Raw genomic sequence first — 15491 nt, forward strand, 5'->3', positions numbered from 1 at the left:
GGAAGCTATGACGATTCATAGGGAATTCAGGCCCGCTAACAAAGCTGGCATTCACTCATTGGTGACAAGAAGCCCTGCACTCGTTGGTTACACGTAGAAGAGAGCCCCTCAAAGGAGCCATGCGCTGCAGCCTCAGACCCATAGAGGAAGGCGATACCGAACCCACTTCAAGGCTCCCACTGCTATCAAAACCCCAATGGTGTTAATGGCAAGGGAGAGCAACTCATCTCCAAGCTGGATCTGACCATCAATCAAGCTGTCCCTCACCGGTGCAAGCGCTTGGTAGAAGGGATTGAAGTCAGCGAGAACGCTGAGCTCCCCGAGGCCTTCCCGCTTGTAGAGGATTGGAGAAACAAGAAAAAGAAGCTGGAGAAGAATCGGCATCAACTGAGCAAAATCCTTGAAGCGGGCTCCCAACACGGCCATCAAAACGATGATCCAAAATGTGAATAGGAATAGATTGAGCAATGGTAGCCAGATGTAGTGAACAGCATTCAGGAGAAGGCCTGGATCAATGAATGCGAAGGCGAGGAGAACAACCACAAAGGCCTGGGCGAACGTCTGGAGCTGGAAAGCCCATTCCTCCAGGCAATAGAAGATGCTCGGCATCGCATTGTTCACGAGTTGGTCACGGCGCAGCAGGAATAGAGTGCTGCCTGCAAGCGACGCCATGCTGACGAGCCCCCAGATAGTGACACCAAATCCGAGATAGATAATGTAACGGAGAGGGTCGGCAACCTTCAGAACAGTGCCGTACACAACTCCTAAAACACCAACACTTAATAGATTGCTCAGGCCCATCCAAAAGCTACCCAGCGTGGTGCGGCTGAACCGAGCCAAGGTGCGCAACCAGGCGCTGTACCACCATGCACGCGCCGTGCGGCACGCATAACCCAGTCCATGGCCCATGGCAGGCTTTGCATCGCGCAGACTCATATCCCTCGATGAAAGCTCCTGCATCGCTCAGCCCACCCCCTTGGTGTAGGCCTTGATCGCATCCTCTAGGGAGCCATCAAACTCAAGGTGCCCGTGCATGAGAACCACCCCCCTGGTGCAGAATTGAGCGAGCAGGTCATTGGAGTGGGAGGCCAGAATCAGTGTTCCCGCTTCCCCTAAGAAGCGTGTGAGCTGGTGCCGGGCTCGGGAGAGGAACCACTGATCACCAGCCCCTAGCCCCTCGTCTAGCGCCAAGGCTTCATGCCTGAAGGCGGTAAGCAGCCCGAATTGCAACCGGGTGCGCATGCCTTCGCTATAGGTGCGAATCGGTAGATGGATGAAATCAGCCAATTCTGTAAAGGCTGTGAGTTCCTCCAGAAAAGCGTCAAATCCCTTGATTGTGTTGCAATTGAAGAGATAGTGGGCGCGTGCAGCGTGCCTGCCGGTGAGATCGGTGTCCACCCAAAAGTTCTTATTGATCAGTGGAACCACCCGACCATAACGGCGGATACTGCCACTGCTTGGCTTGTAGATGTCACAGAGCAACCGCAAAAGGGTGGATTTACCGGCACCGTTATGGCCCAGCAATGCAACTCGCTCTCCTTTATTGACTGTGAAGCTGAGGTTATTGAGAGCGCGCACCGAGACCCCTCCTCGTTTGCCGCGGTTCAGCAGGCCGCCAGTGAGCCCACCGACAAGCGCTGCTTTGAGCGAACGACCGCCAACGCCCTCCACCGGAATGTCGAGGCAAACCCTGTCAAGCTCCACCAGCGGCTGATCACCAGGACTGGAGGCCAAGCCTCTCCTTGAAGAGAGCGTCACGCTATCGGTCAACGTAGAGTTGTGCTAGGTAGCACTTGCATCAGGCTGCCCATTTCCAGGGCCTGCAACGCATAGCTCCAGCCCAGGTTGCTCTTGATGCCGGCCCGCTCCAGCGCCTGCTGGAGGGTGTCGGTGGTGAGCACGCCGAAGATCACCGGCACGCCCGTATCGCGGGCCACGGCCGCCACGCCCTTGCTCACTTCGGAGCAGACGTAGTCGAAGTGGGGCGTGTCGCCGCGGATCACGGCCCCGAGTGTGATCACCACCTGATAGCGGCCCGAGGCCGCCAGACGCTGCGCCACGAGGGGAATCTCGAAGCTGCCGGGCACCCACGCCACATCCAGCTGCTCGCTGCTGGGGGTGACGTCGATGCCGTGGCGAGACAGCGCATCCAGGCAGGCACTGAGCAGCTTGCCCGTGACCAGGTCATTGAACCGGCCCACCACGATGCCGATATGGAGGCCGCTGACCTCGGTGAACCGTCCTTCGAAAACCGCCAAGGGCCTCAGACCACGAAGTAACTGATTCCCCAGTTGAGCAGAACGAGGGCCACCCAGGCGGCCCCACCCAGCAAGATCAGGCGGTTGGAGCGGCCGCTGTCTTCGGTGCTCGCGTAGAGCACTGGCACCGCCACGATCAGGGCGAACGACATCACCACCAGGGCCAGAACGGTGAGGGTGTTGAGGAGCTGCATGGGACCTGCGGGGCCTGGGGAGGGCAGTGCGACGATCTTCCCACGTGGGATTTCCCTCACCTGCGGGCGGCCGCGGGATCCTTCACATCTTGTGGGGAGCAGCTGGCCCGGGGCCCCTACCATCGCTGCAGCCAGGAGCCGCCCGTGGGCGCCGACGCCGATCGCCAGCTCTCGTTGGTGCCTGAGGAGGCGCTGCAGGGCAGTCTGTTCGGCGCCGCCGAGCCCGCAGCCGCACCAGGCGAAGGAGACCGCAGCAGCCCGGGCGATCTCGACCTGGAAGATGGCGCCCTCGCCGCCGCCGCCGCCGCCCGGCCCCGGGCCCACTCGCGCCGCAGCCTCTCCACCGATCCCGACACCGACGAAGCCCCTGCCAGCGCCGCCGGCGAAGCCAGCCCGCAGGACGTGTTGGCGGAGGACCAGCCCCGCTGGCATCACCACAGCCTGGTGGCGGCGGAAGCCCTGCCGCCGATGCTGCGGCATTACGCCGAGCTCAAGCGCGCCCACCCCGAGCGGGTGCTGCTCTACCGCCTCGGCGACTTCTTCGAGTGCTTCTTCGAGGACGCGATTCAGCTGTCCCGCCTGCTGGAGCTCACGCTCACGGGCAAGGACGCCGGCAAGGCGATCGGTCGGGTGCCGATGGCCGGCATCCCCCACCACGCCGCCGAGCGCTACTGCAGTGAGCTGGTGCGCCGCGGTCTGAGCGTCGCTCTGTGCGACCAGCTGGAGACCACTGCCGCCAAGGGGGCGCTGCTGAAGCGCGACATCACCCGCGTGCTGACCCCCGGCACCGTGCTGGAGGAGGGGATGCTGGCCGCCCGGCGAAACAACTGGCTCGCGGCGGTGGTGCTGGAGCAGGGCGACTGGGGGCTGGTGGTGGCCGATGTGAGCACCGGCGAGTTCCGCCTCAGCCAACGGCAGGGGAGCGATGCCCTGCACCAGGAACTGCTGCAACTGGAGGCGGCCGAGCTGATCTGGCCCGATCCAGACGCCGCGGCGTACCCGGACGGCACCGCCGCCAAGCCGGCCTGGTGCCCACCGGCCCTGCACCTCACCCGGCTGGCACGCACGCCCTTCAGCCTGCCGGAAGCGCGACGCACACTGCTGCAGCGCTTTCGGCTTGCCACCACCGACGGTCTCGGGCTGGCGGAGGCGCCCCTGGCGCTGCGGGCGGCGGGAGGGTTGCTGCGCTACCTCGACGACAACCAGGCCGGCGCCCGGAGCACCGCCGCCGGCGTGGTGCCCCTCGATCCACCCAGCCTCCGCTTCGCCGGCGATCAGCTGGTGCTCGATGCCCAAACGCGGCGCAACCTGGAGATCACCCGCACCCAGCGCGACGGTCAGTTCCACGGCTCGCTGCTGTGGGCCCTCGATCGGACCATGACCGCCATGGGCGGCCGGGCCCTGCGTCGCTGGCTGGAGGCGCCGCTGATGGACCGCGCCGCCATCCACGCCCGTCAGGAGGGCGTGAGTGAGCTGGTGGAGCAGCGCGGGCTGCGGCTGGCCCTGCGCCGTCTGCTGCGACCGATGGGCGATCTGGAGCGGCTGGCGGGGCGGGCCGGTGCGGGCACCGCCTCGGCCCGGGATCTGGTGGCCCTCGCCGATGGCCTCGAGCGGCTGCCGCGGCTGGCGGCGTTGCTGGCGGCGGCGCGCAGCGAGCCCCTGGCGGCCCTGCGCGAACCGCCGCCCGAACTGGCGGTGCTGGTGGAGCAGCTGCGTCACACCCTGCAGGACACCCCGCCACTGAGCCTCACGGAAGGGGGGCTGATCCACGACGGCGTCGACGCGCGACTCGATGGGCTGCGCAACCGGCTCGACGACCAGCAGGCCTGGCTGGTGGAGCAGGAGAAAGCGGAGCGGCAACGCAGCGGCATCCCCTCGCTGCGGGTGCAGTTTCACCGCACCTTCGGCTATTTCCTCTCGGTGAGCCGGGCCCGGGCCACACGGGTGCCCGAGCACTGGATCCGGCGCCAGACCCTCGCCAACGAGGAGCGCTTCGTGACGCCCGAACTCAAGGCACGCGAGGGCCGCATCCTGCAGCTCCAGGCTCGCGCCGCCCAGCGGGAGTACGAACTGTTCAGCGAGCTGCGCGCCGCCGTCGGCGCCCTGGCCGCGCCGATCCGCAGCGCCGCCCGGCGCGTGGCCCGCCTCGATGCGATCGCCTCGCTGGCTGAGGTGGCCGCCACCTGCGGCTACTGCCGCCCCGAGCTCACCGCCGACCGCAGCCTCTGGATCGAGGCCGGCCGCCATCCCGTTGTGGAACAGCTGCTGGTGGAGGAGCCCTTCACCGCCAATGGCATCCACCTGGGCGAGGCGGACCAGCCCGATCTGGTGGTGCTCACCGGGCCGAACGCCAGTGGCAAAAGCTGCTACCTGCGCCAGACGGGCCTGCTGCAGCTGATGGCCCAGATCGGCAGCTGGATTCCCGCCAGCCGCGCCCGGCTCGGCCTCTGCGACCGCATCTTCACCCGGGTCGGCGCCGTGGATGACCTCGCCACCGGCCAGTCCACGTTCATGGTGGAGATGGCCGAAACGGCCAACATCCTGCACCACGCCACCGATCGCTCTCTGGTGCTGCTCGATGAGATCGGGCGCGGCACTGCCACCTTCGACGGCCTCTCGATCGCCTGGGCGGTGGCGGAGCACCTGGCCGACGGCCTGCGGGCGCGGGCGGTGTTCGCCACCCACTACCACGAGCTCAACGAGCTGGCCGAGCTGCTCCCGAACGTGGCGAACTTCCAGGTGCTGGTGGAGGAAACCGGCGATCAGCTGGTGTTCCTGCATCAGGTGCGTCCCGGCGGCGCCAGCCGCAGTTACGGCATCGAGGCGGCCCGCCTGGCCGGGGTGCCCCAGCAGGTGGTGCGCCGCGCCCGCCAGGTGCTCGGACGGATCGAGGCCAACAGCCACGTGGTGGTGGGGCTGCAGGTGGCGGCCTAGGGAAGGCCTCAGGCGCGGTCCAGCCAGGCGCGCCGCAGCAGGGCGTTCACCGCCGCCGCCGCCAGACCCGCCCCCCCCTTGCTGCCCTCCAGCCGGATCTGGGGCAGGCCGCTGGCGGCCAGGTGGCGCTTGCTCTCGGCCACCCCCACAAAGCCCACCGGCATGCCGATCACCAGGGCGGGGGGCACCACGCCCGCGACCGGCTCGGGGGCGGCCACCAGCTCCAGCAACCGTTCGAGCGCGGTCGGGGCACTGCCGATCAGCACCACCGCCCCCGGCAGGGCCGCCAGGGCCGGAGCCATCCCCGCAGCGGTGCGGGTGCTGCCTTCCGGGGCCAGCGCCGGCGCCCAGGCCAGCACGCTGTGCACCGGGTTGCCGAAGCTGCGGCGGGCCATCGGCGTGACCGCCGCCGCCGCCATCGCGGTATCGGTGAGGATCGGCGCCCCGGCCGCCAGGGCCGCCAGGCCGGCGACGCAGGCGCCCGGGCTGAAGCGCAGCTCCGGCGCAATGGCCAGATCGCCACTGCTGTGCACCAGGCGCTCGAGCACCTCCTGTTGCACGGGGTCAAGACCGGTGGGCCCCAGCCAGCCCCGGATCCGCCGCACGCTTTCGGTGAAGATCGGATGGTCCACGGCCTGCCCCGATGCCGATCCATCTCTACTGGGGCGACGACGAGGCCAGCCGTCAGCGGGCGGTGGAGGAGCTGATCACCGCGTCAGTGGATCCGGTCTGGCAGAGCATCAACCTCAGCCGGCTTGATGGCAACGACACGGCCCAGGCCGGCCAGGCCCTGATCGAGGCGCGCACCGGCCCGTTCGGCGGCGGTGACCGGGTGGTGGTGCTGCAGCGCAGCCCCTTCTGCCACACCTGTCCGGCGGAGCTGGCCACGCAGCTGGAGGCCAGCCTGGAGCTGATCCCCGCCACCAGCCACCTGGTGCTGGTAAGCGAAGGCAAACCGGACGCACGCCTGCGCACCACCAAAGCCCTCAAGGCGATCGCCAAGGAACGCAGCTTCGTGCTGCCGGCGGTGTGGGATGGAGAGGGCCAGCTGGAACTGGTGCGCAGCACTGCCCGCTCCCTGGGCCTGACGGCCACGCCGGCGGCGATCGAAGCGCTGGCGGGTGCGATCGGCAGCGACAGCGCCCGCCTGGCCAGCGAGCTGGAGAAGCTCGCCGTGTTCTGCGGTGAGCGCCCGATCGACGGCGCGGCGGTGGCGGCGCTGGTGGCGGGCCACAGCACCAGCAGCCTGGCGGTGGGGGAAGCGCTGCTGCGCGGGGACGCCGGCGAGGCCATCGCCCTGGTGGACGAGCTGGTGCGGGCGGGCGAACCGGCGCTGCGGATCGTGGCCACACTCGCCGGCCAGCTGCGCGGCTGGGTGTGGGTGAGCCTGCTGGACGCCCAGGGCGAACAGGACGTTGCCGTGATCGCCAAGGCGGCCGGCATCGGCAACCCCAGGCGCATCTACGTGCTGCGCAAGCAGTTGCGCGGACGGTCGGCGGAGCGGCTGCTGCGGTTGCTGGGGCAGCTGCTGGAGGTGGAGGCGGCGCTCAAACGGGGCACCGAAGCCGGCGACGCCTTCCGCGATGGGTTCCTGTCAGCCCCCCTCCGATAATCAGCACCGATCCACCGTTCGCGCGCGCACCGGGATGGCCCTGCTGGTTCAGAAGTTCGGGGGCACCTCCGTCGGCAGCGTGGAACGCCTGCAGGCCGTGGCGCGTCGCATCGCCGCCAGCCGCGAGGAGGGCCACGATCTGGTGATCGTGGTGTCGGCCATGGGCCACACCACCGACGAACTCACCGGCCTGGCCCGGGCGATCACCACCACCCCTCCCCAGCGGGAGATGGACATGCTGCTGGCCACCGGTGAGCAGGTGTCGATCGCCCTGCTGGCGATGGCGCTGCAGGCGATCGGCGTGCCGGCCGTGTCGATGACCGGCGCCCAGGTGGGGATCGTCACCGAGTCGTCCTACGGGCGCGCGCGGATCCTGGAGGTGCGCACCGACCGCATCGAGCGGTTGCTGGAGGAGGGCCAGGTGGTGGTGGTGGCCGGCTTCCAGGGCACCAGCAGCGGCAGCGCCGGTACGCCGGAGATCACCACCCTGGGCCGCGGCGGCTCCGACACCTCGGCCGTGGCGCTGGCGGCGGCGCTGGCGGCGTCGGTGTGCGAGATCTACACCGATGTGCCGGGCGTGCTCACCACCGACCCCCGCAAGGTGGCGGATGCCCAGCTGATGGAGCAGGTGAGCTGCGACGAGATGCTGGAGCTGGCCAGCCTCGGCGCCTCGGTGTTGCACCCACGGGCGGTGGAGATCGCCCGCAACTACGGCGTGCCGCTGGTGGTGCGCTCCAGTTGGAGCGAGGCCCCCGGCACCCGGCTCACCAGTGGCCCGCCGCGCCCGATCGGCAGCGGTGGGCTGGAACTGGGCCGTCCCGTCGATGGCGCCGATCTCGAGGAGCACCAGGCGGTGCTGGCCCTCACCCGCGTGCCCGACCGACCCGGTGTGGCAGCCCTGCTGTTCGAGGCCCTCTCGGCCGCCGGCCTGAACGTGGATCTGATCGTGCAATCGACCCATGACGGCACCACCAACGACATCGCCTTCACCGTGGCGGAGGATCAGCTGGAGGCCTCACTCACGGTGTGCCGCGCTCTGCTCGGCGATCTCCAGGCCGACGACACGGCCCTGAGCAGCGAGGCGGGCCTGGCCAAGCTGAGCATCTCCGGAGCCGGGATCATGGGGCGGCCGGGCATTGCCGCGCGCCTGTTCGACACCCTGGCGCGCTACGGGATCAACCTGCGCATGATCGCCACCAGCGAGGTGAAGGTGAGTTGCCTGGTGGACGGCAGCCAGGGCCACCGGGCCCTGCGGGCCGCCGCCGAAGTGTTCGAGCTGCAGGAGCACCAGCTGCGCCAAAACCCGCTGCCCTGCAGGGTCAACGATCCCGCTGTGCGGGGCGTGGCCCTCGACCGGGATCAGGCCCAGGTGGCCGTGCGGCAGGTGCCCGATCGGCCCGGCACTGCCGCCGCCGTCTGCCGCAGCCTGGCGGATGCGGGCATCAGCCTCGACACGATCGTGCAGTCGGAGCGCACCCGCGGGGAAGGGCCCACCCGCAGCCGCGACATGAGCTTCACGCTGCGACGGGAGGATCTGGCGCGGGCCCGCCAGGCACTGCAACCGCTGCTGCTGCAGTGGCCGGAAGCGAGCTTCGAGCAGGGCAGCGCCATCGCCAGGGTCAGCGCTGTGGGCGCCGGCATGCCCTGCACACCCGGCACGGCGGGCCGCATGTTCCGGGCCCTGGCGGCAGCGGGCATCAACATCGAGATGATCGCCACCAGCGAGATCCGCACCAGCTGTGTGGTGGCCGAAGACGACGGGGTGAAGGCCCTGCAGGCCGTGCACGCCTGCTTCGCGCTGGGCGGCGAGGCCAGCCATCAGGCGCAAGGCAGCGAGGCTCCCGCCAGCCACGACGCCGCCCTCCCCGCAGACGCCTAGGTGCACTGGCTCTCCACCCGTCGATGGCTGGCCCTGGCGGCGGGGCTGGATGCCGCCGGCCTCGTCGTGCTGGCGTTGCTGATCGGCCGGGCGCGCCAGGCGCCGAGCGATCCGAGCGCCGGCCTGCTGCTGATCCTGGTCTTGCTCTACTGGACCTTCGGCTGGCTGTTCGGTTCGTACACCGTGCTGCGCCGCGCCGACATGCGCCGCATGCGCCTGGCCCTGCGGCTCGGGGTCACGAGCGCGGTGTCGCTCAGTGCCGCCGCCCTGCTGGGCTGGTTGGTGCGGGCAGGCCCGGCTGTGGCCGTGCTGCACCGCGGCAGCCTCATCCCGCTGTTCGTGTTGCTGGCCCTGTGGAGCGCCTTGGTGCGGCTGGCGATCCGGCAGGTCTCCAGCCACCCCGGCAACGACCACTGGCGGGTGCTGGCGCTGCCGGAGGAAATCGCTTCGATCGAGCGGGAGTGGGGGCACCAGGCGGGGAGACCGGCACTGGCCATCCAGGATGCGCGCGCCCAGGCGTCGCCGGTGGACGGCCATCCCATGGACCGTGAAAAGCTGCCGGGCGGGCTGGATGGCATCGCCCTCAGCCCGGGTGTGCAGGCCGACCCCGCCCTGATGCGGCAGGCGGAGCAGCTGGCCTGGCTGGGCGGACCACTCACCACCCTGGCCGAGATGGCCGAGCAGGAGCTGCAACGCATCCCGCCGCAGTGGGTGGGCCACCAGTGGCTGCTGTTCTCCGGGCGGATCGAAGGGCGTCAGCCCACGGTGGAGAGGCAGCTCAAGCGCTTCGCCGATGTGGCCATCAGCCTGCTGCTGCTGCTGCTGGCTGCGCCGCTGCTGCTGCCGGCTGCAGCCCTGATCCACCTGGGCGATGGCGGACCTGTGTTCTACCGCCAGCGTCGCTCCGGCCTGATGGGCAAAGCCATTGAGGTGATCAAGCTGCGCTCGATGGTGCGACAGGCGGAACTGGGCGGGGCCAGGTGGTCGGAGCCCAATGATCAACGCATCACCCCGGTGGGAGTGTGGCTGCGGCGCACCCGCCTCGATGAACTGCCCCAGCTGCTGAACGTGCTGCGCGGCGAGATGAGCCTGATCGGCCCACGGCCGGAGCGGCCGGAGCTGGAAGGGGAGCTGGAGCAGCGCATCCCCCACTACCGGCTGCGGCACTGGATCCGCCCGGGCCTGAGCGGCTGGGCCCAGGTGAACATGCCCTACAGCTCCAGCGTGGAAGATGCGCAGCTGAAGCTCAGCTACGACCTCTACTACCTGCGCAACGGCAGCATCTGGCTGGATCTGCTGATCCTCGCCAAAACGATCAAAACCGTGCTGAAGGCCTCCGGGCGTTGACCAGCTGATCGCAGCAGGGCTCAGTGATGACCCACCAGTTTCTGACGCAACTGCTTGATGCGATCGCGCAGGTTGGCCGCTTCTTCGAAGTCGAGGTTCTTGGCGGCCGTTTTCATCTTTTCCTCCAGCTGGGTGATCAGCTCCGGAAGCGCTTCGAGCGGGGCTTCGTTGTGAACAGCCAGCTCCACGGCCTGCTCCAGCTGATCGTCGTTGAGGCGGCGGGACACCTCCAGGTAGGCCAGGATCGAGTTGCCGGCCCGCTTGCCGGCGGGGGTGGGGGTGATGCCGTGCTCTTCGTTGTAGGCATGCTGGATGGCACGCCGCCGCTCGGTTTCGGAAATAGCCTTCGCCATCGAATCCGTGAGGTTGTCGCCATAGAGCAACGCCACCCCACTCACATGGCGGGCGGCGCGGCCGATCGTCTGGATCAAGGAGCGTTCTGCCCGCAGGAAGCCTTCCTTATCGGCATCGAGAATCGCCACCAGCGACACTTCCGGTAGATCGAGCCCTTCGCGCAGCAGGTTCACGCCCACCAGAGCATCGAACGCGCCATTGCGCAGATCCTGGATGATCTCGATGCGTTCGATCGAGTGGATCTCGGAGTGGAGATAGCGCACCCGCACCCCATTCTCAGCCAGGTAATCGGTGAGATCCTCCGCCATGCGCTTGGTTAGGGTGGTGATCAGGCTGCGCTCCGAGCGCTCCGCCCGCACCCGGATTTCAGCCAGCAGATCATCCACCTGCCCCTCGGTGGGGCGCACCTCCACGATCGGATCCAGCACGCCGGTGGGGCGAATCACCTGCTGGGCGATGTGGCCCTCGCTCTGCTGCATCTCCCATTGCCCCGGAGTGGCGGACACGAAGATGGTCTGGCGGGCCTTTTCCCAGAACTCCTCCGCCTTGAGCGGGCGGTTGTCAGCGGCGCTGGGCAGGCGAAAGCCGTGGTCGATCAACACCTGCTTGCGTGCCTGGTCGCCGTTGTACATGGCATGCAGCTGGGAGCAGGTGACGTGGCTTTCATCCACCACCAGCAGCCAGTCGTCGGGGAAGTAATCGATCAGGCATTCGGGCGGAGTGCCGGCCTGGCGGCCCGCGAGGTGGCGGGCGTAGTTCTCCACACCGTTGCAGTAGCCCACTTCCTTGAGCATTTCCAGGTCGTAGGTGGTGCGCTGCTCGAGGCGCTGGGCCTCCAGCAGCTTGCCCTGCGCATGCAGCACCTCGAGACGATCGCGTAGCTCCGTGCGGATCGCGTCGATCGCCACTTCGAGCCGATCTTTGGGGGTCACGAAGTGTTTGGCGGGGTAGATGTTCACCGCCTCCAGGCTCTGCAATATCTCACCGGTGGTGGGGTCCACGTAGCGGATCGCCTCCACCTCATCCCCGAACAGCTCAATGCGCACGAGCCTGTCTTCATAGGCGGGGCCGATCTCCAGCACATCGCCCTTCACCCGGAAGCGGCCGCGGCCCGCCTCCAGGTCATTGCGGGAATACTGGTTGTTCACCAGCTCCCGCAGCGAGCCGCGCAGATTGAGCGTCTCCCCCACCTGGAACTTCACCGCCGCCTTGAGGTATTCCGAGGGGATACCAAGGCCATAGATGCAGCTGATCGAGGCCACCACGATCACATCGCGGCGCTCGAACAGCGAACGGGTGGCGGAGTGCCGCAGCATGTCGATCTCTTCGTTGATCGAGGCCGTCTTGGCGATGTAGGTATCAGAAACAGGGACGTAGGCTTCGGGCTGGTAGTAGTCGTAATAGGAGATGAAATACTCAACGGCGTTCTCTGGAAAGAACTCGCGCAGTTCGTTGCACAGCTGCGCCGCCAATGTCTTGTTATGGGCCAGCACCAGGGCGGGTCTGCCGGTGCGGGCGATCACATTCGCGATCGAGAAGGTCTTGCCCGTTCCGGTGGCGCCCAGCAGGGTCTGAAAGCGCTGCCCCTGCTCCACGCCGCGGGTGAGGGTCTCGATGGCGGTCGGTTGATCCCCCTTGGGTTCATAAGGGGCTGTGAGCTGATAACGGGGCATGCCGCTCGGATGCCAGGCCAGGCCTGCCGGTAGCACCTGATCCTAAGGAAGCCGCAAGGGGTGAAGCGGCGGAGAGCCGCCCACAGCCCGCCAGTTTTCAGCTGAGGCCGGCCCCGGCCAGCAGACCTGCACGGGTGAAGCTCACATTGAGGCCCAGCAGGCCGAGAATCAAGGTGCTGAGGATGCTGTAGGCCAGGGCGCCGAAGATCGCGCTCACCGCTCCACCGCGCAGCCGGAAGCCCTGGATCAGCCACGCCGCCAAGGCGAACAGGATGATCGTGATCAGCCAGTTGAACAGGAAGGTCACCGGGGCAATCAATCCACCCAGGCTGGTGACCGCCCAGGGGAGAGCGAGCAGCAGTTTCAGCGGCCACACCAGCAGGGTGCCCAGCAGGCCGATCACCACAGCAGAGAGCATGGCCGTCCCGAAGCTGGACATCTCCACCCCCAGAGGGAGAGCCGCCACGATCAGCAGGATGCCGGCGCGGATGGGCCACTGCAGCAGCCAGACAAAGGCTCCCATGCGTCAAAGATGCGGACACTGAACCCTATCCACCTCACCAGGGGGTGGATAGGGCGCTGGGCACATTCCTTCATGGCCCAGGAGACAGGCGAAGCAACCGCGGCGGCACCCAGCTTTGGCCAAGCAGCCAATCGGATCAATGAACGGCTGCCGGAACGCCGTTGAGCGCCTCGCGCAGGCTGCGCACCACCGCAACCATCGCCAGGTCGTCGTGGAGGCGGTTGATGGCCGAGCCCACGCCCACGCCGCTGGCGCCGGCGGCGATCGCCAGCGGCAGGCTGACGGCCGAGAGGCCGGAGGCGCACAGCACCGGCAGGGGGACGGCGCGGCTGATCGTGTGGGCCGCCGCCAGGGTGGGTGCCGCCTTCTCGATCAGGCCGAGGATGCCGGCGCTGTGGGGGAGGGCACTGGTGCCGCCTTCGGTCTGGATGATGTCAGCGCCTTCGGCGGCCAGGGCCACTGCCAGCTGCTCCTGCTGGTCCAGCGGCAGGATGTGCGGCACGGTGACAGACAGCACCACGTCGGGAAGTAACTGCCGGGTGCGGCGGGTGAGGGCGATCACCTCCTCGGCACCGAAGCGGCGGCCCAGCGGATAGAAGGCATCGAAATTGCCGATCTCCACCATGGCGGCGCCGGCGGCGACCACCGCGGGGAACAGCTCGGGGTCGACCGCCGAAGCGCAGATCGGGAGACCGGAGGCCGCCGTCGCCAGCCGGACCAGCTCGGGGTCACAGGCCACGTCGATCAGGTCGGCGCCGCCAGCGCCCGCCGCCCGGCTCACCGCCGCCACCGAGGCCGTGTCGCGATTGGTGAGGCCCGCGATCACCTTCAGCATCCGCCGCGAGGCCAGCGAAGCTTGCAGAGCAGCGGGCAGACTGGCAAGACGGGACATCGGCGGGGGCAGCGGATGACTGGCATTGTCCCACCCGCCATGCACGGGGAGCCGCCAGCTGCCGCCTCTCCGTGGAGCCCTCTTCACCTGCGCCTGCACCGCACCCTGCTGCTGCAGCCCGAGCTGCTGCCACCGGGGGAGCGGCTGCTGCTGGCGGTTTCCGGCGGGCAGGATTCGATGGCGATGACCGGGCTGCTGCTCGACCTGCGCCGCCTGCACCACTGGCAACTCCATCTCTGGCACGGCGATCACGGCTGGCGCCCCGAAGCCAGCAGCCAGGCCCGGGAGCTTGCCGCCTGGGCCAGGCAGCAGCAGTTGCCGCTGGAGCTGGCCACCCCTGACCGAGCGCTGGCCTCGGAAGCGGAGGCACGGGAATGGCGTTACCACTGCCTGCAGCACCAGGCGCTGCGGCTGGGTTGCCGCCGGGTGGCCACGGGCCACACCGCCAGCGACCGCGCCGAAACCATGCTTCTGCACCTGGCCCGCGGCACCCATCTGCGGGGCCTGGCGAGCCTGAGACGCCTGCGTCCCAGCAGCGGCACTGTTCAGATCGCCCGGCCGCTGCTGGGGCTGATGCGTCAAGAAACGGAGCGGTTCTGCGCAGACCGTGGCCTGCCCGTGTGGCCCGACTCCAGCAACACGGATCCTCGCTTCAGCCGCAACCGCATCCGCCATCAGGTGCTGCCGGTGCTGGAGGAGCTGCATCCCGGGGCCAGCCGGCGCATGAACGCCCTGGCCGAACGGCTGGAGCACGGCCAGGCGCTGCAGAGCGAGCTGCTGGCCCTCAGCATCGCAGCGCTCAGCGAGCCGGACAGCCCCCGCACGCTCAGGCGTGCCGCCCTTGCCGGTCTGTCGGCGGCCACTCAGCGGGCGGTGCTGCACCACTGGATCGAGCGGGAAACGGGCTCCGGGCCGCTGAGCTCCCAGCTGGAGCGTCTGAGGCAGCGGTTGCCGCCGGAGCGCGGGGCTGGCAGCCTGGATCTTGCCGAGGGCTGGCGGCTGGTGTGGGGGCGCGCAACGCTCACACTGGAGCGGTCAGTCAGCCGCACCGATCCAGCATCGGCTTCGACCCTCCACGCCACCCCCCACTGATGTCCGAAGTGTTCGATCAGGCCAGCTTCGATCGCAACTACGGCGTGGTGGAGCTGGCCTACAGCCAGGGTCGCTACGACGAAGCCCTGTCCGGCGCCGAAGCGTTGATGAAGGAAGTGGAAGGCACGGGGAACCGTCCTCAGGTGCTCCGCCTCAAGCTGCTGCTCGGCCACATCAATTTCTATGGGCTGCAGCAGCCGCTGCGCGCCGGGCAGCTGTACCACAACGTGCTCGACAACGCCCTCGACCCCATCTACCGCGACCTGGCGGCGCAGGGGGTGGAGCTCACCGAGAAGGCGTTGCAACAACAGGCCAGTGAGTCCGAGCCGGGGCATGTTCCTGATCGACCGACCAAGCCAAAGATCGGCGGCAACGCCGCCATGCCCTGGCTGAGCGGGAACGGGGACGACGAGGAGGCGGAGCTGCTCGACCTCGAGGCAAGCGCGTACAGCTCGCTGCCGTTCATGCCCACGACCCCGAAGGGCGGCTCTGCCCAGGGTGCGGCCTCCGGCAGCAGCAGACTGGCGATCGAGACGGTGTTGCCGGTCCCGCCCCCCATCGAAACCGTGAACGTGCGGGTGGTGGAAGACACCACGCCGGCAACCCGCTGGACCGCCGATGCGGGGCTCACGTCCCTGCCTCCGCTGGAAATCAGCCCCGAAGACGAAGCGGAGCTGATGAAAGGACTGCTGCGGGTGGTGCTGGACTGAGGCCCAGCACCACCCGTCAGCGG

14 protein-coding genes are annotated in these 15491 nt (G+C 68.2%); 6 read left to right on the top strand and 8 right to left on the bottom strand.

Annotated features, from left to right (window positions below; all coding sequences use genetic code 11):
* Window positions 1-132 precede the first annotated feature (132 nt).
* The 4 genes from ACWJI3_RS04545 to psbZ are packed head-to-tail and all read right to left on the bottom strand — an operon-like array spanning window position 133 to window position 2452.
* Complete coding sequence (locus ACWJI3_RS04545; RefSeq protein WP_480203024.1) at window positions 133-960, bottom strand: ABC transporter permease; 828 nt, start codon at window positions 958-960, stop codon at window positions 133-135.
* Window positions 961-963: 3 nt separating this feature from the next.
* On the bottom strand, window positions 964-1770 hold the full coding sequence (locus tag ACWJI3_RS04550) for an ABC transporter ATP-binding protein (RefSeq protein WP_480203025.1): 807 nt from the start codon (window positions 1768-1770) through the stop codon (window positions 964-966).
* On the bottom strand, window positions 1767-2258 hold the full coding sequence (gene ribH, locus ACWJI3_RS04555) for a 6,7-dimethyl-8-ribityllumazine synthase (RefSeq protein ID WP_480203026.1): 492 nt from the start codon (window positions 2256-2258) through the stop codon (window positions 1767-1769). The genes ACWJI3_RS04550 and ribH overlap by 4 nt, the downstream gene beginning before the upstream one ends.
* A gap of 5 nt (window positions 2259-2263) precedes the next feature.
* Window positions 2264-2452, bottom strand: coding sequence for a photosystem II reaction center protein PsbZ (psbZ, locus tag ACWJI3_RS04560; RefSeq protein ID WP_094511131.1), 189 nt, complete (start codon window positions 2450-2452; stop codon window positions 2264-2266).
* Window positions 2453-2596: 144 nt separating this feature from the next.
* Here psbZ and mutS point away from each other — a divergent pair, with 144 nt between their 5' ends.
* Window positions 2597-5386: a DNA mismatch repair protein MutS gene (mutS, locus tag ACWJI3_RS04565; RefSeq protein WP_480203027.1), complete on the top strand. Its 2790-nt coding sequence runs from the start codon at window positions 2597-2599 to the stop codon at window positions 5384-5386.
* Window positions 5387-5394: 8 nt separating this feature from the next.
* Here mutS and ACWJI3_RS04570 read toward each other — a convergent pair whose 3' ends face one another.
* Complete coding sequence (locus ACWJI3_RS04570) at window positions 5395-6018, bottom strand: precorrin-8X methylmutase (protein ID WP_094511132.1); 624 nt, start codon at window positions 6016-6018, stop codon at window positions 5395-5397.
* 11 nt (window positions 6019-6029) lie between these two features.
* On the opposite strand from ACWJI3_RS04570, the gene holA reads away from it, so the two are divergent.
* The 3 genes from holA to ACWJI3_RS04585 are packed head-to-tail and all read left to right on the top strand — an operon-like array spanning window position 6030 to window position 10224.
* On the top strand, window positions 6030-6998 hold the full coding sequence (holA, locus tag ACWJI3_RS04575) for a DNA polymerase III subunit delta (protein WP_480203028.1): 969 nt from the start codon (window positions 6030-6032) through the stop codon (window positions 6996-6998).
* 34 nt (window positions 6999-7032) lie between these two features.
* The gene (locus ACWJI3_RS04580) at window positions 7033-8877 is read left to right on the top strand and encodes an aspartate kinase (RefSeq protein WP_480203029.1); all 1845 of its coding nucleotides are present in this window, start codon (window positions 7033-7035) and stop codon (window positions 8875-8877) included.
* Complete coding sequence (locus ACWJI3_RS04585) at window positions 8878-10224, top strand: exopolysaccharide biosynthesis polyprenyl glycosylphosphotransferase (RefSeq protein ID WP_480203030.1); 1347 nt, start codon at window positions 8878-8880, stop codon at window positions 10222-10224. It begins immediately after the preceding gene.
* Window positions 10225-10244: 20 nt separating this feature from the next.
* Here ACWJI3_RS04585 and uvrB read toward each other — a convergent pair whose 3' ends face one another.
* From uvrB to ACWJI3_RS04600, 3 genes are all read right to left on the bottom strand, one after another.
* Complete coding sequence (gene uvrB / locus ACWJI3_RS04590; protein WP_094511508.1) at window positions 10245-12251, bottom strand: excinuclease ABC subunit UvrB; 2007 nt, start codon at window positions 12249-12251, stop codon at window positions 10245-10247.
* Between the two features lie 97 nt (window positions 12252-12348).
* The gene (locus ACWJI3_RS04595) at window positions 12349-12774 is read right to left on the bottom strand and encodes a phage holin family protein (RefSeq protein WP_094511136.1); all 426 of its coding nucleotides are present in this window, start codon (window positions 12772-12774) and stop codon (window positions 12349-12351) included.
* A gap of 136 nt (window positions 12775-12910) precedes the next feature.
* Window positions 12911-13666 carry a DUF561 domain-containing protein gene (locus ACWJI3_RS04600; RefSeq protein ID WP_094511137.1) on the bottom strand — a complete coding sequence of 252 codons (756 nt, stop codon included), beginning with the start codon at window positions 13664-13666 and terminating at the stop codon, window positions 12911-12913.
* 15 nt (window positions 13667-13681) lie between these two features.
* Here ACWJI3_RS04600 and tilS point away from each other — a divergent pair, with 15 nt between their 5' ends.
* On the top strand, window positions 13682-14758 hold the full coding sequence (gene tilS / locus ACWJI3_RS04605) for a tRNA lysidine(34) synthetase TilS (protein ID WP_480203031.1): 1077 nt from the start codon (window positions 13682-13684) through the stop codon (window positions 14756-14758).
* Complete coding sequence (locus ACWJI3_RS04610) at window positions 14758-15468, top strand: hypothetical protein (protein WP_480203032.1); 711 nt, start codon at window positions 14758-14760, stop codon at window positions 15466-15468. The genes tilS and ACWJI3_RS04610 overlap by 1 nt, the downstream gene beginning before the upstream one ends.
* The last annotated feature ends 23 nt before the right edge of the window (window positions 15469-15491 follow it).

This window comes from Marcopretia estuarina LEGE 06307, from assembly GCF_056633115.1.